Below are 17891 nucleotides of genomic sequence, written 5' to 3'. Positions count from 1 at the left end.
TGTTTTCGGAACGAGCCACAGGAGAAGTTGGTGATGGTGATGAAACTTTCGGACATGTTCGCTTCGCTTGCCCGCAACGCGCAGGATTTCGAGAAACGCGTCGAGAAGTGGCAGGAAGATTTCCGCGAGCGCGGCGAGGACATGATGGAAAGCGCCAAGAAATGGCGCGAGACCGCCGAGCAGCGGCAGCAGGATCTGGACGCGCAGATCAAGGGCTATTTCAACGATGCCAGCGAGCAGGTGAAGGCGCAGTGGAGCACCGCCAAGGCCGACTGGGACAAGGAAGTCGACAAGATCAAGGCCAAGGGCGAAGAGATGCGCGTCGCGGCCAAGGACATGCACGAGGAGGACGTTGCCGACTGGTCCGAGGCCTATGCCGCGAACATGGTTGCCTATGCACAGCAGGTGCAGGAAGAGGCCAGCAAGGCCGTTGCCGCCGCCGCCGAAGCGCGCGGCAAGGCCGGCAAGGCGGCTGCGCCGGCGGGCAAGAAGAAGGCCTGATCGCGCGGGGATTCGCGCGGAATGAAACTCGCATAGGTTGAATTTTCCTATTGGCAGGGGCGGTGTTGCGCAGCGCGCGCTGCCCCTGTTGCATTCCGTAACAGGTTGTTTTTACGTGATTATGCAGAGTGAATCGATCGCTCTTTGGGTTTTCCATTGACTCACGGAACGCCCTAAAGTAGAAAACATACATGCTGGGAGAGGTGGGCAAGCGGCCGGGGGGCGACCCCGAGGCCGCTTTTTCGTTTCTCGCTCGTGCGGACAGGACACGAGGCGGGGCAGTAACCTGATGGATGACATGACGTGGGGCGGGGCCGTTGGTCCCGGAGGGCCGTTTGCGGTCCCCGACAGCGTACCCGAGGCGGACCGCGCGGCGGTGCTGGCGGCGGTCGCGCGGGCGGGTGAGGCGAAGGACACGGACGGGGTGGCGTTCACCTCGTCGCTGTTCTGGAGCTATGTGGCCGATCTGAAACGCGATTTCGACGAGATGCGGGCGGGTCGCGGGGTGTCGCTGGATGCCGAGGCGCTGAAGCGGGCGGTGAAATCCGCGCGGGATGTGCGCGAGGCGCTGGTGCTGATGAAGCAGGAGAGGGACAAGGTTGACAAACTTCGCAAGGATATCGCCGGCGGGGTCGGAGGAGGCTGCCTCGACCTTGGCGCCGCACGAGACGAGATCGGGCGCCGCCTGGCTTGCCTGCGCCGAGCCGGCGGAGGTTGACGCATTTCTGGACGGCCTGAGCGAGAACGCGCTGTTGAGCCTGCCCTGGCTGTTCGAGTTCTGGGCGCTGCCACATCAGCTGCCGCCCGAGGGCGACTGGAAAAGCTGGGTGATCATGGGCGGGCGGGGCGCGGGCAAGACCCGCGCCGGGTCGGAATGGGTGCGGCGCATGGTCGAGGGGCCGACGGCCACCGCGCCGGGGCGCTGTCACCGGCTGGCGCTGCTGGGCGAGACCTATGAGCAGGCGCGCGAGGTGATGGTGATGGGCGAGAGCGGTATTCTCGCCTGTTCGCCCCCTGATCGCCGGCCGGCCTGGGAGGCCGGGCGGCGGCGGCTGGTCTGGGCCAATGGCGCCACCGCGACGGTCTATTCGGCCCATGATTACGAGGCACTGCGGGGCCCGCAATTCGATGGGGCCTGGGTCGACGAGTTGGCCAAGTGGCAGAAGGCCGAGGAGGCCTGGGACATGCTGCAATTCGCCCTGCGTCTGGGCGAGCATCCGCAGCAGGTGGTGACGACGACGCCGAAGAACATCGCGGTGCTGAAACGCATTCTGGCGAACGCCTCGACGGTGACGACCCATGCACCGACCGATGCCAACCGCGCCTACCTGGCGGAAAGCTTCCTGACCGAGGTCGCCGCGCGCTATGGCGGGACGCGGCAGGGGCGGCAGGAGCTGGACGGGGTTCTGCTCGATGATGTCGAGGGGGCGCTGTGGTCGACGGCGATGCTGGAGGCCTGCCGGGTCGAGCGGGCGCCGAAGCTGAGCCGGGTGGTCGTGGCGGTCGATCCGGCGGTGACGGCGGGGCGGGCGAGCGACGCATGCGGGATCGTGGTCGCGGGTGTGGTCAGCGAGGGCGAGCCGGGCCATTGGCGCGGTTACGTGCTGGAGGATGCGACCGTCAAGGGCACACCGATGGACTGGGCGCGGGCGGCCATCGCGGCAATGGACCGGCACGGGGCCGAGCGGCTGGTGGCCGAGGTGAACCAGGGTGGCGATCTGGTCGAGCAGGTGATCCGGCAGGTCGATCCCTTGGTGCCGTTCCGCGCGCTGCGGGCCGGGCGCGGCAAGGGGCTGCGGGCCGAGCCGGTGGCGGCGCTGTATGAACAGGGCCGGGTCAAGCATCTGCGGACCGGCAATCTGGGGGCGCTGGAGGATCAGCTCACGCAGATGACGGTGCGCGGTTTCGAGGGGCGCGGCTCGCCCGATCGGCTGGATGCGCTGGTCTGGGCGATCCACGAGCTGATGATCGAGCCGGCGGCGGGCTGGCGAAGGCCGCAAGTCCGCGGGCTGTGAGGGAGGACCGGGGCGCTGCCCCGGACCCCGGGATACTTAAGCCAAGATGAAAGGGCTGTCCTCTGGGGCGGCCCTTTTCCTTTGGGCAGAGCGGGAGGCGAAGGATGGCGTTTCGATTGTTTTCGCGGGAGGGCAAGGCCCCGCCCGTGGTGGAGAAGAAGGCCAGCGCCACCGGGCGAGTGGTGGCCTTTGCCAGCGGCTCGGGCCGGGTGGCCTGGTCGGCGCGGGATATGGGCAGCCTGACGCGGGGCGGGTTCGTCGGCAATCCGGTGGGCTTCCGCTCGGTCCGGCTGATCGCCGAGGCGGCGGCGGCGGTGCCCTTGATCTGTCAGGACAAGGAGCGGCGCTATGACAGTCATCCGGTGATCGAGCTTCTGCGGAGGCCCAATCCGGGGCAGGGCCGGGCCGAGCTGTTCGAGGCGCTCTTCGGGCAGATGCTGCTGTCGGGGAATGGCTACCTGGAAGCCGTCGGGCTGGGCAAGGACGGGTTGCCGGAGGAGCTGCACGTCCTGCGCTCGGACCGGATGAGCATCGTGCCGGGGGCCGATGGCTGGCCGGTGGCGTTCGACTATTCGGTCGGCGGCCGCAAGCATCGCTTCGACATGGCGGGCAGTCCCGACCCGATCTGCCATATCAAGAGCTTCCACCCGCAGGACGACCATTACGGTCTGTCGCCGATGCAGGCGGCGGCGGTGGCGCTGGATGTGCATAACAGCGCCTCGGCCTGGTCCAAGGCGCTTCTGGACAATGCGGCGCGGCCTTCTGGGGCGATCGTCTACAAGGGGGCGGATGGGCAGGGCAGCCTGTCGCCCGAGCAATATGAGCGGCTGGTCTGCGAGATCGAGGCGAACCATCAGGGCGCGCGCAATGCCGGGCGGCCGATGCTGCTGGAGGGCGGGCTCGACTGGAAGGCGATGGGGTTCAGCCCCTCGGACATGGAGTTCCACGAGACCAAGATGGCCGCCGCGCGCGAGATCGCGCTGGCCTTCGGCGTGCCGCCGATGCTGCTCGGGATCCCCGGCGATGCGACCTATGCCAATTATGCCGAGGCGCATCGGGCGTTTTACAGGCTGACCGTGCTGCCGCTGGCGACGCGGGTCGCGGCGGCGGTGGCCTGGTGGCTGAGCGAGCATCTGGGCGCCGAGGTCGATCTGCGGCCCGATCCCGATGCCATCCCGGCGCTGGCGGCCGAGCGCGACCAGCAATGGCGGCGGATCGGCGAGGCAAGTTTCCTGACCGATGCGGAGAAGCGGGCCCTGCTGGGTCTGCCGCCCTTGGCCGATGGATGAGGGCGCGATGGAAGGTTCGCGTTTCGTCAAGGATGCCTGGGGCTGGCACGACCAGCGCTTCGAGGCGCAGGAGCGGATCATGGCGCTGCAATTCGGTGCGGTCGAGAAGCGGCTGGAGCGGATCGAGGCGCTGATCGAGGGGCTGGAGCGGCGGCTGTGGATGACAGTTTACGGCGTCGTTGCCGTCATCCTGACCCAGGCCGTGCAGGGAATTCTGGATTATGTGCCGAAAGGGGGCTGAGGGATGGACCTGGAACGGAAATTCGCCGGCGGGGTGCCGGTGCTGAGCGAGGGCTCGGTGATCGAGGGCTATGCCAGCCTGTTCGGGCTGACCGATCAGGGCGGAGATGCCGTCCTGCCCGGCGCCTTTGCCGCCTCGCTGAAACGGCTCGGGGAGGTTGGTGGCAGGGTGCGGATGCTGTGGCAGCACGATCCGGCGCAGCCCATCGGCGTCTGGGACGAGATTCGCGAGGATGGCAAGGGGCTGTGGGTCAAGGGCCGGCTGCTGACGGAGGTTGCGCAGGCGCGGGAGGCGGCGGCGCTGATCGGGGCGGGGGCGATCGACGGGCTGTCGATCGGCTATCGCACCATCCGCGCAGAGCGTGACCAGAAGGGCCGGCGCAGGCTGGCCGAGGTCGAGCTGTGGGAAGTGTCGCTGGTGACTTTCCCGATGCTGCCCGAGGCCAAGCTGGGCAGCAAGGCTGCCGAGGAGATGCGCGAGATGGCGGCGGTTTTCCTTGCTGCGTCCGAGGCGCTGCGGGGGTGAGGCGTTCGGGCCGCGCGAGCTGCGCGCGGTTCAGACCATGGGGCGGCATCGCCCAGACCAACGTGATGAGGAGAAGGGAATGACCGAGGTGAAAGCCGCGGCCGGGGATGACATGCCCGGAGAACTGAAGGGAGCGATGCTTGGGTTCGTCAGCGAACTCAAGAGCTTCCGCGACGATATTCAGAGCAAACTTCAAGCACAGGATGACCGCATGACCATGCTGGACCGCAAGACCGCTTTCCGGGGCCGCAGCCCTCTGTCGACCCATGCCGAGGTCGAGGTGCCGCATCAGAAGGCCTTCAATGCCTATCTGCGCAGCGGTGCCGATGACGGGTTGCGCGGCCTGGTGCTGGAGGAAAAGGGCCTGACGGTTGCCAGCGATGGCGGGTTCCTCGCGGCGCCGCAGGTGGCCGAGGCGGTGCAGGCGGTGCTGCGCTCGGGTGCCTCGCTGCGCAAGCTGGCCAATGTGGTGACGGTCGAGAGCGCCAGTTACGAGGTGCTGGTCGACAAGGGCGAGCTGGGGGCAGGCTGGGCCAGCGAGACCCAGGCGGCCGAGACCGGCGGGGGGGGCATCGAGCGTATCTCGATCCCGGTGCACGAGCTGTCGGCCATGCCCAAGGCCAGCCAGCGGCTGCTGGATGATGCGGCCTTTGACGTGGAAAGCTGGCTGGCCGAGCGCATCGCCGACAAGTTCGCCCGGGCCGAGGCGGCGGCCTTCATCACCGGCGATGGTGCGGGCAAGCCGCGGGGCATCCTGTCCTATCCCACCGCCGAGGCGGGCAGCGAGGGCGAAGGCCAGATCGGCACGGTCGGCACCGGCAATCTGGGCGATTTCGCCCCGGTCGATCCCGCGGACGCGCTGATCGACCTGGTCTATGCGCTGGGCGCGGAATACCGCGCCAATGCCAGCTTCCTGATGAACTCGAAAACGGCGGCGGCGGTGCGCAAGCTGAAGGATGCCGAGGGCCGGTTCATCTGGGCGGACGGGCTGGCGGCCGGTCAGCCGGCGCAACTGCTGGGCTATCCGGTGCTGGTCAGCGAGGACATGCCCGACCTGGACATCGAGTCGCTCTCGATCGCCTTTGGCGATTTCCGCGCCGCCTATACCGTGGTGGAGCGTCCGGACCTGCGGGTGCTGCGCGATCCGTTCAGCGCCAAGCCGCATGTGCTGTTCTATGCCACCAAGCGCGTCGGCGGCGGCGTCACCGATTTCCGTGCCGTGAAGCTGATGAAATTCGTCTGATCGGGGATCGGGCGAAAGGGGGCCGCGCAGCACGCGCCGGGCTGACCGGCACAACTGTCCGCGCGCGCTGAAGCCAGGTGCGCGGGCGCGACCCCCGGCCTGCGCCGCCCTGTCCCTTGGGATGGAGCGGCGCAGTGAATTTCTGGCGGAATGGCAGCAGGGAAGGTTCGGGAGATGTTGCTGATCGAAGAAACGGCGCCAACGGCGGAGGCGCTGCCGGTCGCCCGGCTGCGCGCGCATCTGCGGCTGGGTTCGGGATTTGGGCTGGTCGATGACGAGGCGGAGAGCGCGGCGCTGGCGGGGTTCCTGCGCGCCGCCATCGCGACGATCGAGGGGCGCACCGGCAAGGTGCTGCTGACCCGGCGCTTCGTGATGCGGCTGGATGACTGGCGCGACCGGCTGGGACAGACCCTGCCGCTGGCCCCGGTGATCGCGGTCGAGCGGATCGAGATCGAGGACGGGCAGGGCACGGTCACGGAATTGCCGGCGGAAAGCTGGCGGCTGATCGGCGACCTGCAGCGGCCGATGATCCTGCCGGCGGGGGTGATCCTGCCGCATGTGCCACGGCTCGGCTCGGTCGCGGTGACGTTCACGGCGGGGTTCGGCGACAGCTGGGACAAGGTGCCGGCGGATCTGGCGCAGGCGGTGCTGATGCTGGCGGCGCAATTCTATGAGGATCGCAGTTCGGGCGCGGCGAAATCGGCGCTGCCCTTTGGCGTCAGCGCGCTGATCGAGCGCTGGCGGGCGGTTCGCACGCTGGCCGGTCGCGGCGCGGTTCGGGAGGGTCGGTGATGGCCGAGCCAAGGCTGAACGTGCCGATGATCCTCGAGACGCCCGAGCGGCAGGGCGATGGCGCGGGCGGGTATCGCACCCACTGGCAGGTGGTCGGCCAGCTGTGGGCGGGCTTGAGCGCCGTCAGCGGGGCCGAACGCTCGGGGCAGGCCGGGGCACAAAGCGTCGTCACCTGGCGGATCGTGACGCGGGGGGCGCCCGAGGGCGATCCGCGCCGGCCAAGGCCCGAGCAGCGGCTGCGGATGGGGCTGCGGCTCTTCCGCATCGATGCGGTGGCCGAGCGCGATGGCGATGGCCGCTATCTCACCTGCTTTGCCCGAGAGGAGAAACGGACATGAGCTATGCGGCAGGGGCGGCCCTGCAGGCGGCGGTCTATCGGCAGCTGCGTGCCGATCCGGCGCTGGCCGGGCTGGTGGGCGACGCGATCTTCGACGCCATGCCGGTCGAGGCGCCGGGCGGGACCTATGTGGCGCTGGGGCCGGACGAGGCGCGCGATGCGGGCGACATGACCGGGCGCGGCTCGCGCCATGATTTCATCGTCTCGGTGCTGTCGGGGGCGGAGGGGAGCGGTGGGTTCCGCGAGGTGAAGGCGGTGGCAGGGGCCGTGGCCGAGGCGCTGGAGACATCCCGGCTGGACCTTGAACGGGGGCATCTGGCGGGGCTGTGGTTCCTGCGCGCACGGGCGCTGCGAGTGGAAAACGGGGCGGGGCGGCGGGTCGATCTGACCTTTCGCGCGCGCATTGATCTGGGTTGAGGAGACGGGAAAATGGCAGTGCAGAACGGGCGTGACCTGCTGATCAAGATGGACATGATCGGCGATGGCTCTTTCGAGACGGTCGGCGGGCTGCGCGCCTCGCGGCTGGCCTTCAACGCCGAGACGGTGGATGTGACCAGCCTCGAGAGCGAGGGCGGCTGGCGCGAGTTGCTGGCCGGGGCAGGGGTGCGCAGCGCCTCGATCTCGGGCTCGGGCGTGTTTCGCGATGCGGCCAGCGATGGCCGGGCGCGGCAGGTGTTCTTTGACGGCGAGGTGCCGCGCTTTCAGGTCATCATCCCGGATTTCGGCATCGTCGAGGGACCGTTCCAGATCACCAGCCTGGAATATGCCGGCAGCCATAACGGCGAAGCGACCTATGAGCTGACGCTGGCCTCGGCCGGGGCGCTGAGCTTCGTGGCGCTGTGATGGCGAACCCGATGCGCGGCGAGGTCGAGGTGACGCTAGATGGGCAGGCTCATCTGGCACGGTTGACGCTGGGGGCGCTGGCCGAGCTTGAGGCCGGGCTGGGTGCCGACAGCATGTTCGCGCTGGTCGAGCGGTTCGAGCAGGCGCGCTTTTCCTGCCGCGACGTGCTGGCGGTGCTGGTCGCGGGCCTGCGCGGTGCCGGCTGGCAGGGTCGGGCCGAGGATCTGCAGCGCGTCGAGATCGGCGGCGGGCCGATGACGGCGGCGCGGCTGGCGGCGGAACTGCTGGCCCGGGCCTTCCGGCTGGAGCCATGAGCGGGGCGCCCGAGGGCCGGCCACGCGGACTGGACTGGCCGGGGTTGATGCGGGCCGGGATGCGTGGACTGGGCCTGCGCCCGGCCGAGTTCTGGGCGCTGACCCCGGCGGAACTGGCGCTGATGCTGGGGATCGAGGCGGGGGCCGGTGCGATGACCCGCGACCGGCTGGCCGAACTGGCAGCGCGCTTTCCCGACTGAGCGGGCGGGCGCAGGGATTTCTGCAAGCGAGGGCGTTTGATGACGGAGAGCAACGGATTTTCAGTTGGGCTCGACGGGCTGGACGAGGATTTCGACCGGGCCGGCGCGATGACCGCCGCCTTCGAGGCGGAACTGGCGCGGCTGCGCGAAGAAATGATGTTCACCAGCCGCGAGGTCAGCTCGCTGTCGAGCGGCATCGGCAGCGGGCTGCGCCGCGCCTTCGAGGGGCTGGTCTTTGACGGGGCGAAACTGTCGGACACGCTGCGCGGGTTGGGACGCACGATCTCGAACACGATCTTCGCGGTGGCGATGAAGCCGGTCGAGCAGGCGCTGGCCGGGACGCTGGCGCAGGGGATCGGCGGCGTGATGGCAGGGGCCATGCCCTTTGCGCATGGCGGGGCCTTCCTGCAGGGGCGGGTGATGCCCTTTGCCAAGGGCGGCGTGGTCAGCCAGCCCACCTCTTTCCCGATGCGCGGTGCGACCGGGCTGATGGGCGAGGCGGGGCCGGAGGCGATCATGCCGCTGCGGCGCGGGGCCGATGGCCGGCTGGGGGTTGCGGCAGCGGGGGGCGGCCGGGCGATCAATATCACCATGAACGTGACGACGCCCGATGTGGCGGGCTTCCGGCGCAGTCAGTCGCAGATCGCGGCCGAGCTGGGCCGGGCCTTGTCGCGCGGCGAGCGGAACGGGTGAGGAGACAGCAGAATGGCATTTCATGAGGTGCGCTTTCCGGCCAGCCTGTCCCTCGGCTCGGTCGGGGGGCCGGAGCGGCGATCCGAGATCGTGACGCTGGCCAGCGGCTTCGAGGAGCGGAATTCGCCCTGGGCGCATTCGCGCCGCCGCTATGATGCGGGGATGGGGCTGCGCTCGCTGGACGATGTGCAGGACCTCTTGGCCTTCTTCGAGGCACGGGCCGGGCAGCTGCACGGCTTTCGCTGGAAGGACTGGTCGGATTGCAAGAGCAGCAAGCCCTCCGCCGCGCCGCAGTTCGATGATCAGGTGATCGGGCGCGGCGACGGCGAGCGCCGGGCGTTCCAGCTGCTGAAAGCCTATGTCTCGGGCGGCGTGCGCTATGAGCGGCCGATCAGCAAGCCGGTTTTGGACAGCGTGAGGGCAGGGATCGGCGGGGTCGAGCTGTTCGCGGGCGCGGGCTATTCGGTCGATCATGCGACCGGAACCGTCACCTTCGAAACCGCCCCGGCACCCGGCGTCGCCGTGACGGCGGGGTTCGAGTTCGATGTGCCGGTGCGCTTTGACACCGACCGGATCGCGGTCTCGGTCGCCTCGTTTCAGGCCGGCGACCTGCCGCAGGTGCCGGTCGTGGAGATCCGGATATGAGCACGACGACGCTGGCCCGGGCCTGGGCTATCAGCCGCAGGGACGGGCTGGTTCTGGGCTTTACCGATCATGACGGGGTGCTGAGTTTCGGCGGCATCAGCTTTCGGCCCGAAACCGGGCTGTCGGCGCGGGCGCTGGTTCAGGCGGCTGGCCTGTCGGTCGATAACAGCGAGGCCGAGGGGGCGCTGTCGGATGACGCGATCACCGAGGCCGATCTGATGGCCGGGCTGTGGGACGGGGCCGAACTGCGGATGTGGGAGGTGGACTGGCAGAAGCCCACCGATCGCCGTTTGCAGTTTCGCGGCACACTGGGCGAGGTGTCGCGCAGCGGCGGCGCGTTCCGGGCAGAGTTGCGGGGACTGTCCGAGCCGCTCAACCAGGCGCGCGGGCGGCGCTTTCATCCGCGCTGTTCGGCCATGCTGGGCGACAGCCAGTGCGCCGCCGACCTGGGCCGAGCAGGGATGCGGGTCGAGGCCGAGATCCTCGCGCCGCCGGCTGCCGAGGGAGCGGGCTTTGACCTGTCGGTGGCGGGTAGCCTTGCCAGCGGCTGGTTCGAACGCGGGGCGGTCGAGGTGCTGACCGGGCCGGCGCGGGGGCTGCGCGGCTGGGTGAAGAATGACCGCGCGCTGCCGGGGGGCAGGCGGCGGGTCGATCTGTGGGCGGGCTTCGGCATCCTGCCCGGGGCGGGCGACCGGCTGCGGCTGGTGGCGGGCTGTGACAAGCACGCCGGGACCTGCCGGGGGAAGTTCGACAACTTCGTGAACTTCCGTGGCTTCCCGCACCTGCCGAGCGAGGACTGGCTGATGTCGCCCGACAGGTCAAAGCGCGCCCCGGATGCGCGGTCCGCGGGCGATCTGCCGGATTTCAGCATCTCGGCAGCGTTGGGGGATCGCGATGGGTGAGCGGATCGAGCAACTGGCGCGCGGATGGATCGGCACGCCTTATGTGCATCAGGCAAGCATCAAGGGCGCGGGCACTGATTGCCTGGGCCTGATCCGGGGAATCTGGCGCGAGCTTCACGGCGACGAGCCGGAGCCGGTTCCGCCCTATTCCGCCGACTGGGGCGAGGCGGGGCGGGAGGAGAAGCTGCTCGATGGCGCGATGCGGCATTTGCAGCCGGTGGCGCTGAAGGATGCCGAGGCTCCGGGGCAGGTGCTGCTGTTCCGGATGCGCGAGGGCGCCATTGCCAAGCATCTGGGCATCCTGACGGCGGTGGGCGGGGCCGCGCGCTTTGTCCATGCCTATGACCGCCACGGCGTGATCGAAAGCCCGTTCGGTGATCCCTGGCGGGCGCGGCTGGTACGGCGGTTCCGCTTTCCCTGAGACGACGAGAGAAGGAGGGCCGGCATGGCCACGTTAGTGCTTGCAGCCGTGGGTGCCTCGATCGGGGGCGGCTTCGGCGGTGCGTTCCTGGGCCTGTCGGGGGCGGTGATCGGGCGGGCGGTCGGGGCGACCCTGGGCCGCGCCATCGATCAGCGCCTGCTGGGTGGCGGCTCGAAGGTGGTCGAGACCGGGCGGATCGACCGGTTGCGCCTGCAGACGGCGGGCGAGAGCACCGCGATCCCGCAGGTCTGGGGGCAGATGCGCCTGCGGGGCCATGTCATCTGGGCCTCTCCGCTTGAGGAAATCCGGCACGAGCAGGGCGGCGGCAAGGGGGCACCGAAGCCGCGCGTGACCGAGATCAGCTATCGCCTGTCGATCGCGCTGGCGCTGTGCGAAGGGCCGATCCTCGGCGTCGGCCGGGTCTGGGCGGATGGCGAGGAGATCGCGGCAAGCGAGCTGAACATGCGGGTCTATCGCGGCGGCGAGGAGCAACTGCCCGACAGCGCCATTGCGGCGGAAGAGGGCGAGGAGGCACCGGCCTATCGCGGGCTGGCCTATGTCGTGCTGGAGGACCTGGGGCTGGAACGCTGGGGCAACCGGATGCCGCAGCTGAGCTTCGAGGTGACGGCGGCGGCGCGGGATGGCTCGGGCCTCGCCGGCGATGTCCGCGCGGTGGCGATGATCCCGGCGACCGGAGAATATGCGCTGGCGACGACCGAGATGTCGCGGCGCCTTGATCGCTTTGACGAGCAGCTGGTCAATGTGAACACCCCGGCGGGCGGCACCGATTTCGCCGTCAGTCTGCGGACGCTGAGGCGCGAGTTGCCGAAGGTGGGTTCGGTGTCTCTGGTGGTGTCCTGGTTCGGAGACGATCTGCGGATCGGACAGTGCAAGCTGCAGCCGAAGGTCGAGCAGCGCGGGGCTGACGGGGCCGAGATGCCCTGGCGGGCCGGCGGCATCGCGCGCGCCGAGGCGCTGGAGGTTGCGCGGGTCGAGGGGCGCCCGATCTATGGCGGCACGCCCTGCGACCGTTCGGCCATCGAGGCGCTGCAGGCCATCGCGGCAACGGGGCGCAAGGCGATGTTCTATCCCTTCATCCTGATGGACCAGCTGGCCGGGAACGGCCTGCCCGATCCCCATGGGGCCGGGGAACAGCCCGTCATGCCCTGGCGCGGGCGGATCACGACCCGCATCGCGGCGGGGCGTGCGGGATCGAGCGATGGCACGGCGGCGGCGAAGGCCGAGGTGGATGCGTTCTTCGGGACGGCGGAAGCCTCGGACTTCACCATCGCGGATGGCGGGGTTGACTATGCCGGGCCGGACGAATGGTCCTATCGCCGCTTCATCCTGCATTATGCCCATCTCTGCGCGCTGGCGGGCGGGGTCGATGCCTTCCTGATCGGGTCCGAGATGATCGGCATGACCCAGATCCGGGGCGAGGGGCGCAGCTATCCGGCGGTGGCGCAGTTGAAGCGGCTGGCCGGTGACGTGCGGGCCATCCTCGGGCCGGGGGTCAAGATCAGCTATGCTGCCGACTGGTCGGAATATTTCGGCCATCATCCGGGCGAGGGCGAGGTGATGTTCCATCTCGACCCGCTCTGGTCCGATCCGAACATCGATTTCATCGGGATCGACAATTACATGCCGCTGTCGGACTGGCGAGACGGGGAAGAGCACCTGGATGCGCGCTGGCGGCGCATCGACAACCCGGACTACCTGCGCGCGAATGTCTGCGGCGGCGAGGGCTATGACTGGTACTATGCCAGCGAGCAGGACCGCCGCGACCAGATCCGCAGCCCGATCCGCGACGGGGCGCATGGCGAGGACTGGATCTGGCGCTACAAGGATCTGCAGGGCTGGTGGGGGAATCCGCATTTCAATCGCCCCGGCGGGGTTCGGCAGGAGCAGGCGACCGGCTGGGTGCCGGGCTCGAAACCGATCTGGTTCACCGAGATCGGCTGCGCGGCGCTGGACAAGGGCACGAACCAGCCGAACAAGTTCCTCGACGCGATGAGTTCGGAAAGCCGGCTGCCCTATTTCTCGAACGGGCGGCGCGATGATGCGGTGCAGACCGCCTATCTGCGGGCGGTCATGGGCCATTGGTCCGACCCGGCCAACAACCCGGCGATGCCGCGCGGCCGCATGGTGGATACCGCGCGCGCCCATGTCTGGTGCTGGGATGCGCGGCCCTATCCCGCCTTCCCGCAGCGCGGCGAGTTGTGGAGCGATGGACCGGCCTGGGAGCGCGGGCACTGGCTGAACGGGCGGGCGGGGGCGGTGCCGCTGGCTTCGGTCGTTGGGGATATCTGCCGCGAGGCCGGGATCGCCGCGTTTGATACCAGCGGCTTGTCGGGAACCGTGCGCGGCTATGTCCTTGGCGGCGATGAAACCGGGCGGGCGGCGCTGCAGCCGCTGATGCTGGCCTATGGTTTCGACGCGGTCGAGCGCGAGGGCGTGCTGCGCTTCGTCATGCGTGACGGGCTGGCGGTGGCGGAACTTGGGCCGGAACACTTGGCGCTGAGCGGCGAGATCGGCGGGTTCGAGGCGGTGCGCGCGGCCGAGCCGGAACTGGCCGGGCGCATCCGGCTGACCCATATCGAGGCCGGGTCGGACTACACGCCCTGCACCGCCGAGGCGATGTTGCCCGGCGATGACCCGATGGCCGTTGCCGACAGCGAGTTTCCGCTGTCGCTGACCCGGGCCGAGGGGCGTGCCATCGCCGAACGCTGGCTGGCGGAATCGCGCGTCGCGCGCGATGCCGCGCGCTTTGCCCTGCCGCCCTCGCTGTCACATCTGGGGGGTGGCGATGTGGTGCGGGTCCGGGTCGCGGGTGGTCGCGCGCATCGCTGGCGGATCGACCGGGTGGAGCGGGCGGGCGCGGCAACGGTGGATGCCGTCCGGGTCGAGCCGGGGATCTATCTGCCCGCGCTGACGACCAATGCCGGCGGCTCGGTCAAGGCCTATCGCCCGCCGATGCCGGTCTGGCCGATCCTGATGGACCTGCCGCTGTTGCGCGGCGACGAGGTGCCGCATGCACCCAGCCTCGCGGTCGCGGCCAAGAGCTGGCCCGGCCCGGTCGCGGCCTTCCTGTCGGTCGAGGAGGAGGGAGGGTTCACGCTGAACCGGACCCTGAACCAGCCGGCGACGATGGGCGTCACCGAAACGCCGCTGGCTGCGGCAAGGCCGGGGCTGATCGACCGGGGCGCGCCGCTGCGACTGCGATTGCTGGATGGGCAGCTTGCCTCGGTCGGGCAGCGGGCGCTGCTCAACGGGGCCAACGTGCTGGCGATCGGCGATGGCCGCCCGGATCACTGGGAGGTGCTGCAATTCGCCCGCGCCGTTCCCGTCGTCAAGGGTGTCTGGGAGATCAGCGAGCGGCTGCGCGGGCAGGCGGGAACCGAGGCGGTCATGCCAGAGACCTGGCCCGCCGGTTGCACGGTGGTTCTGCTGAACAGCGCTGTGACGCAGTTAAGTCTTCCACCCGCCGCGCGCGGGCAGGAGCGGTTCTGGCGGATCGGTCCGGCGGCGCGGGCAATGGATGACCGGGCCTACCGCTCCGGTGCGCTGACCATCGGCGGCATCGGCCTGCGGCCCTATGCGCCCTGCCATCTGCGTCTTGAGGGGCGGCGTATCAACTGGACCCGCCGGACCCGCATCGACGGCGATGGCTGGGACGGGCCGGACGTGCCGCTGGGGGAGAGCCGCGAGCAGTATCTGCTGCGTCTGCGGCAGCGCGGGGTGGTGATCCACTCTGTCCGGGTCGAGCGGCCTGAATACGAGGTGCCGTCGGCGATCTGGCAGCAGGCCAGCGCCGCAGGTGCCTTCATCATCGAGGTGGCGCAACTCTCCGACCAGTTCGGGGCGGGGCCGTTTGTCAGGAGAGAGATCGATGGCGGGGAATGATACCGCGAGACTGGGCCTGCCGCTGCTGATGCCGGCGCAGGCGCAGAAGCATGTGACGGTGAACGAGGCGCTGATGCGGCTCGACGGGCTGGTCGGGCTGGTGTTGCAAAGCACCAGCGTCAGCCTGCCGCCCGATGTGGTCACGGACGGGCTCTGTTGGGCGGTGCCCGAGGGGGCGGGCGGGGCATGGCAGGGGCGGGCCGGACAGATCGCCATCGGCGCGAATGGCGGTTGGGTGTTCCGGCAACCGGCGCCGGGGCTGCGGGCCTTCGTCGCGGACCAGGGGCTGCAGGCGATCCATGACGGTAGGGGCTGGGTCCCCGGGGCGATCACGCTGGGGTTGACCGGCGCGGGGCTGCTGGCCGGGTTGGCCGAGGGCGAGGTGACGATCACCCCGGGCGCCAGCGTCACCAGTGATGTCCAGATCCCGGCGCATAGCCTGGTCATCGGCGCCACGGCGCGGGTCAGCGCGGCGCTGACCGGCAACCTGAGTGGCTGGCAACTGGGCACGCCGGGGGCCGAGAACCGTTTCGGCCAGGGTCTGGGCAAGGAAACCGGCAGCTGGGCGCGCGGGATGCTGGGCCAGCCGATGACCTATTGGCAGGCGGAAAACCTGATCCTGACTGCCGAAAACGGCCAGTTCGCTGGTGGCAAGGTGAAGATCGCCGTGCATTGGCTGGAATTGCGCCTGCCGGAGTGAGAACCTGCCCGCCCGTTCTTTAACCCTTGACGCGGATGGTATAGATAGAGGGTCTGAAACAGAATGGGCGGGCCTGCCATGAACATGCAGAACAATGCCAAGACCACGGCGGCGCGTGGGCGCGAGGCCATCTGGGCGCAGGTCTGCGACGAGGCGCGCGATGCCGTGCAGGGCGAACCGCTGCTGGGCGCGATGATCCATGCCGGGTTGCTGCATCACCCGAGCCTCGAGGCCTCGCTGGCCTATCGCTTCTCGATGAAGCTGGCCTCGGCCGAGATGAGCGAGCAGATCCTGCGCGAGATCGCCGATGCCGCCTATGCCGACGATGCCTCGCTTGGCGATGCGGCGCGCTGCGATCTGCTGGCGGTCTATGACCGCGATCCGGCGACCCACCGGCTGATCCAGCCGATCCTGTTCTTCAAGGGCTTCCAGGCGCTGCAGGCCTATCGGATCGCGCATTGGTTGTGGCGCAAGGGCCGTCTGGACATGGCTTATTTCGTGCAGATGCGTTGCTCGGAATGCTTTGGCGTGGACATCCATCCCGGCGCGCGGATCGGCACCGGCGTGATGATCGACCATGCCCACTCCATCGTCATCGGCGAGACGGCGGTGGTCGGCAATGATGTCTCGATGCTGCATTCGGTGACGCTTGGCGGCACGGGCAAGGAGGATGGCGACCGCCATCCGAAGATCGGCGAGGGCGTGCTGATCGGGGCCGGGGCCAAGGTGCTGGGCAATATCACCGTGGGCGATCATTCCCGCATCGCCGCCGGTTCGGTCGTCTTGCAAAGCGTGCCGCGCTGCAAGACCGTCGCAGGGGTGCCGGCGCGGGTGATCGGCGATGCCGGCTGCACCGATCCCTCGCGCACGATGAACCAGCTTCTGGGGATCGACGATTACTTCTGAAGCCAGCTACTTCTGAAGCCAGTCGCTGACGCCGCTGCCGGTCAATTCGGCCAGCGTCAGCCGCTGCGCCGCGAGCCGTTCATCCAGCTCCCCCGCGATCCGCGCCGCCAGTGAAAAGCCCTGATAGATCAGGGCGGAATAAAGCTGGACGGCGCTCGCGCCGGCGCGCAGCTTTTCCCAGGCCTGATCCGTCGTCGAGATGCCTCCGACCCCGATCAGCGGAATCTTCCCACCCGTTTCCTGCGACAGGCGCGCAAGCACGCGCGTCGAGCGATCAAACAGCGGCGCACCCGACAATCCGCCGGTTTCGCCCTTTTGCGGATCGCTCAAACCATCGCGCGACAGCGTGGTATTGGTGGCGATGATCGCGTCCACCCCGGCTTCGCGCGCCACGGCGGCAATATCCGCCAGCGCGGCCTCGTCCAGATCCGGCGCGATCTTGATGAAAACCGGCGGCTTGGCAGTCAGCCCGTTTCGCGCCTCCATCACCCCCTGCAGCAGCGCCGCCAGGGCCGCCGGACCCTGAAGGTCGCGCAGCTTTTCGGTATTGGGCGAGCTGACATTCACCGTCAGGAAATCCGCCGCATGGCCGGCGAGGCGGACGACGCGGGCGAAATCCTCGGCCTTGTCGGAGCTGTCCTTGTTGGCGCCGATGTTCAACCCGACCGGGATGCCCTTCGGACGCGCGGCCAGCCGCGCAGCGATGACCTCGGCCCCCTCGTTGTTGAAACCAAAGCGGTTGATGATCGCGCGATCTCCGCTGAGCCGGAAGAGCCGCGGTTTCGGATTGCCGGGCTGCGGCCGGGGCGTTGCGGCGCCCAGTTCGATGAAGCCGAAGCCCGCGCGCATCAGCGGCGCTACGGCGCGGGCATTCTTGTCATAGCCGGCGGCCAGACCGACCGGGTTCGGCAGATCGAGCCCCGCCAGCCGCAGCCGCAGCCGGTCCGACGTGACGGGCGCGCCGGGCAGGGGCACCAGCCCCGCGGCAAGCGCCCGGATCGACAGGTCATGCGCCTGTTCGGGGTCAAGCCGGTGCAGCGCGGCGACGCCCAGTTTCTCCAGCATGTTCATGTCAGGGCCGGCAGGATGTGGCCGTCGGGGCCGGAGGCGATGGGACGCGACCAGAGCACGTCACCCATCCGCAACGCGCGGTAAAGATGCGGGAAGTCCTGCCCGCCGCGCGACACCTCCCACCGCAGATCATCCGCCAGCGCCTCGGTTTCGCAGGCCAGCAGGGTCAGCCCCTCTTCACCGGCGAAATGCTTGGCCAGCGTGCCCGCGACCTGCCCGGCCGTCGAGAAATGCACATAGCCATCGGCGCGGTCGACGGGTGCGCCCGGGGTGGCACCCTCTGACTGCAACTCGGCCCATTCGGCGGGGCGGAATATCTTGTAGATCAGCATGGCGGCATATGCGGCTTG

Annotated in this window: 22 protein-coding genes; 20 read left to right on the top strand and 2 right to left on the bottom strand. The window is 69.1% G+C overall.

Annotated elements, in window-relative coordinates; translation table 11 throughout:
- Nucleotides 1-33 precede the first annotated feature (33 nt).
- The 20 genes from Q1A36_RS01295 (at nt 34) to cysE (ending at nt 16470) form a co-directional block, all read left to right on the top strand.
- Nucleotides 34-501, top strand: coding sequence for a hypothetical protein (locus Q1A36_RS01295; protein ID WP_299838603.1), 468 nt, complete (start codon nt 34-36; stop codon nt 499-501).
- A 289-nt stretch (nt 502-790) separates the two neighbouring features.
- Nucleotides 791-1219 (top strand): permease, encoded by a 429-nt coding sequence (locus tag Q1A36_RS01290; RefSeq protein ID WP_299838601.1) that lies wholly within the window; start codon nt 791-793, stop codon nt 1217-1219.
- Nucleotides 1155-2516 carry a terminase family protein gene (locus tag Q1A36_RS01285; RefSeq protein ID WP_299838598.1) on the top strand — a complete coding sequence of 454 codons (1362 nt, stop codon included), beginning with the start codon at nt 1155-1157 and terminating at the stop codon, nt 2514-2516. Before Q1A36_RS01290 ends, Q1A36_RS01285 begins: the two co-directional genes overlap by 65 nt.
- Nucleotides 2517-2620: 104 nt before the next feature.
- Entirely contained in the window at nt 2621-3805 is a 1185-nt protein-coding gene (locus Q1A36_RS01280) for a phage portal protein (RefSeq protein ID WP_299838595.1), read from the top strand.
- A 7-nt stretch (nt 3806-3812) separates the two neighbouring features.
- On the top strand, nt 3813-4046 hold the full coding sequence (locus Q1A36_RS01275; RefSeq protein ID WP_101754090.1) for a hypothetical protein: 234 nt from the start codon (nt 3813-3815) through the stop codon (nt 4044-4046).
- A 3-nt stretch (nt 4047-4049) separates the two neighbouring features.
- Nucleotides 4050-4571: an HK97 family phage prohead protease gene (locus Q1A36_RS01270; protein ID WP_299838589.1), complete on the top strand. Its 522-nt coding sequence runs from the start codon at nt 4050-4052 to the stop codon at nt 4569-4571.
- A gap of 79 nt (nt 4572-4650) precedes the next feature.
- Nucleotides 4651-5814: a phage major capsid protein gene (locus Q1A36_RS01265; RefSeq protein WP_299838586.1), complete on the top strand. Its 1164-nt coding sequence runs from the start codon at nt 4651-4653 to the stop codon at nt 5812-5814.
- A 174-nt stretch (nt 5815-5988) separates the two neighbouring features.
- Nucleotides 5989-6606 (top strand): head-tail connector protein, encoded by a 618-nt coding sequence (locus Q1A36_RS01260; RefSeq protein WP_299838583.1) that lies wholly within the window; start codon nt 5989-5991, stop codon nt 6604-6606.
- A complete protein-coding gene (locus Q1A36_RS01255; RefSeq protein WP_299838580.1) occupies nt 6606-6944 on the top strand; it encodes a head-tail adaptor protein in 339 nt (112 codons plus the stop codon). Before Q1A36_RS01260 ends, Q1A36_RS01255 begins: the two co-directional genes overlap by 1 nt.
- Nucleotides 6941-7360, top strand: a complete 420-nt coding sequence (locus Q1A36_RS01250) for a DUF3168 domain-containing protein (protein WP_299838577.1) — start codon at nt 6941-6943, stop codon at nt 7358-7360. Before Q1A36_RS01255 ends, Q1A36_RS01250 begins: the two co-directional genes overlap by 4 nt.
- A gap of 12 nt (nt 7361-7372) precedes the next feature.
- Nucleotides 7373-7786, top strand: coding sequence for a phage major tail protein, TP901-1 family (locus tag Q1A36_RS01245; RefSeq protein ID WP_101751175.1), 414 nt, complete (start codon nt 7373-7375; stop codon nt 7784-7786).
- Nucleotides 7786-8100, top strand: coding sequence for a gene transfer agent family protein (locus tag Q1A36_RS01240; protein ID WP_299838573.1), 315 nt, complete (start codon nt 7786-7788; stop codon nt 8098-8100). The genes Q1A36_RS01245 and Q1A36_RS01240 overlap by 1 nt, the downstream gene beginning before the upstream one ends.
- The gene (locus Q1A36_RS01235) at nt 8097-8300 is read left to right on the top strand and encodes a phage tail assembly chaperone (protein WP_299838570.1); all 204 of its coding nucleotides are present in this window, start codon (nt 8097-8099) and stop codon (nt 8298-8300) included. The genes Q1A36_RS01240 and Q1A36_RS01235 overlap by 4 nt, the downstream gene beginning before the upstream one ends.
- 108 nt (nt 8301-8408) lie before the next feature.
- The gene (locus Q1A36_RS01230) at nt 8409-8993 is read left to right on the top strand and encodes a phage tail tape measure protein (protein ID WP_299839314.1); all 585 of its coding nucleotides are present in this window, start codon (nt 8409-8411) and stop codon (nt 8991-8993) included.
- Between the two features lie 12 nt (nt 8994-9005).
- Complete coding sequence (locus Q1A36_RS01225; RefSeq protein WP_299838567.1) at nt 9006-9638, top strand: DUF2460 domain-containing protein; 633 nt, start codon at nt 9006-9008, stop codon at nt 9636-9638.
- On the top strand, nt 9635-10540 hold the full coding sequence (locus Q1A36_RS01220) for a DUF2163 domain-containing protein (RefSeq protein WP_299838565.1): 906 nt from the start codon (nt 9635-9637) through the stop codon (nt 10538-10540). Before Q1A36_RS01225 ends, Q1A36_RS01220 begins: the two co-directional genes overlap by 4 nt.
- The gene (locus Q1A36_RS01215; protein ID WP_299838563.1) at nt 10533-10961 is read left to right on the top strand and encodes an NlpC/P60 family protein; all 429 of its coding nucleotides are present in this window, start codon (nt 10533-10535) and stop codon (nt 10959-10961) included. Before Q1A36_RS01220 ends, Q1A36_RS01215 begins: the two co-directional genes overlap by 8 nt.
- A 24-nt stretch (nt 10962-10985) precedes the next feature.
- Nucleotides 10986-14864: a glycoside hydrolase TIM-barrel-like domain-containing protein gene (locus Q1A36_RS01210; RefSeq protein ID WP_299838560.1), complete on the top strand. Its 3879-nt coding sequence runs from the start codon at nt 10986-10988 to the stop codon at nt 14862-14864.
- Entirely contained in the window at nt 14851-15564 is a 714-nt protein-coding gene (locus Q1A36_RS01205; protein WP_299838557.1) for a DUF2793 domain-containing protein, read from the top strand. Before Q1A36_RS01210 ends, Q1A36_RS01205 begins: the two co-directional genes overlap by 14 nt.
- 78 nt (nt 15565-15642) lie before the next feature.
- Nucleotides 15643-16470, top strand: a complete 828-nt coding sequence (gene cysE, locus Q1A36_RS01200; protein WP_101754091.1) for a serine O-acetyltransferase — start codon at nt 15643-15645, stop codon at nt 16468-16470.
- A 6-nt stretch (nt 16471-16476) separates the two neighbouring features.
- Here cysE and Q1A36_RS01195 read toward each other — a convergent pair whose 3' ends face one another.
- The gene (locus tag Q1A36_RS01195) at nt 16477-17541 is read right to left on the bottom strand and encodes a quinone-dependent dihydroorotate dehydrogenase (RefSeq protein ID WP_299838555.1); all 1065 of its coding nucleotides are present in this window, start codon (nt 17539-17541) and stop codon (nt 16477-16479) included.
- The gene (locus tag Q1A36_RS01190) at nt 17538-17873 is read right to left on the bottom strand and encodes a DUF952 domain-containing protein (RefSeq protein ID WP_299838551.1); all 336 of its coding nucleotides are present in this window, start codon (nt 17871-17873) and stop codon (nt 17538-17540) included. The genes Q1A36_RS01195 and Q1A36_RS01190 overlap by 4 nt, the downstream gene beginning before the upstream one ends.
- Nucleotides 17874-17891: the final 18 nt, after the last annotated feature.

The sequence above is a fragment of the uncultured Paracoccus sp. genome (genome assembly GCF_947487305.1).
Classification (GTDB): Bacteria; Pseudomonadota; Alphaproteobacteria; order Rhodobacterales; family Rhodobacteraceae; genus Paracoccus.
The sequence above is the reverse complement of the archived record's forward strand: the minus strand, read 5'-3'. Positions and strand labels throughout refer to the sequence as shown.

Coding starts and splice junctions, on each gene's coding strand:
- Q1A36_RS01295 (WP_299838603.1), top strand. CDS start 34: ATGGTGATGAAACTTTCGGACATGTTCGCTTCGCTTGCCCGCAACGCG.
- Q1A36_RS01290 (WP_299838601.1), top strand. CDS start 791: ATGGATGACATGACGTGGGGCGGGGCCGTTGGTCCCGGAGGGCCGTTT.
- Q1A36_RS01280 (WP_299838595.1), top strand. CDS start 2,621: ATGGCGTTTCGATTGTTTTCGCGGGAGGGCAAGGCCCCGCCCGTGGTG.
- Q1A36_RS01275 (WP_101754090.1), top strand. CDS start 3,813: ATGGAAGGTTCGCGTTTCGTCAAGGATGCCTGGGGCTGGCACGACCAG.
- Q1A36_RS01270 (WP_299838589.1), top strand. CDS start 4,050: ATGGACCTGGAACGGAAATTCGCCGGCGGGGTGCCGGTGCTGAGCGAG.
- Q1A36_RS01265 (WP_299838586.1), top strand. CDS start 4,651: ATGACCGAGGTGAAAGCCGCGGCCGGGGATGACATGCCCGGAGAACTG.
- Q1A36_RS01260 (WP_299838583.1), top strand. CDS start 5,989: ATGTTGCTGATCGAAGAAACGGCGCCAACGGCGGAGGCGCTGCCGGTC.
- Q1A36_RS01255 (WP_299838580.1), top strand. CDS start 6,606: ATGGCCGAGCCAAGGCTGAACGTGCCGATGATCCTCGAGACGCCCGAG.
- Q1A36_RS01250 (WP_299838577.1), top strand. CDS start 6,941: ATGAGCTATGCGGCAGGGGCGGCCCTGCAGGCGGCGGTCTATCGGCAG.
- Q1A36_RS01245 (WP_101751175.1), top strand. CDS start 7,373: ATGGCAGTGCAGAACGGGCGTGACCTGCTGATCAAGATGGACATGATC.
- Q1A36_RS01240 (WP_299838573.1), top strand. CDS start 7,786: ATGGCGAACCCGATGCGCGGCGAGGTCGAGGTGACGCTAGATGGGCAG.
- Q1A36_RS01235 (WP_299838570.1), top strand. CDS start 8,097: ATGAGCGGGGCGCCCGAGGGCCGGCCACGCGGACTGGACTGGCCGGGG.
- Q1A36_RS01230 (WP_299839314.1), top strand. CDS start 8,409: ATGACCGCCGCCTTCGAGGCGGAACTGGCGCGGCTGCGCGAAGAAATG.
- Q1A36_RS01225 (WP_299838567.1), top strand. CDS start 9,006: ATGGCATTTCATGAGGTGCGCTTTCCGGCCAGCCTGTCCCTCGGCTCG.
- Q1A36_RS01220 (WP_299838565.1), top strand. CDS start 9,635: ATGAGCACGACGACGCTGGCCCGGGCCTGGGCTATCAGCCGCAGGGAC.
- Q1A36_RS01215 (WP_299838563.1), top strand. CDS start 10,533: ATGGGTGAGCGGATCGAGCAACTGGCGCGCGGATGGATCGGCACGCCT.
- Q1A36_RS01210 (WP_299838560.1), top strand. CDS start 10,986: ATGGCCACGTTAGTGCTTGCAGCCGTGGGTGCCTCGATCGGGGGCGGC.
- Q1A36_RS01205 (WP_299838557.1), top strand. CDS start 14,851: ATGGCGGGGAATGATACCGCGAGACTGGGCCTGCCGCTGCTGATGCCG.
- cysE (WP_101754091.1), top strand. CDS start 15,643: ATGAACATGCAGAACAATGCCAAGACCACGGCGGCGCGTGGGCGCGAG.
- Q1A36_RS01195 (WP_299838555.1), bottom strand. CDS start 17,541: ATGAACATGCTGGAGAAACTGGGCGTCGCCGCGCTGCACCGGCTTGAC.
- Q1A36_RS01190 (WP_299838551.1), bottom strand. CDS start 17,873: ATGCTGATCTACAAGATATTCCGCCCCGCCGAATGGGCCGAGTTGCAG.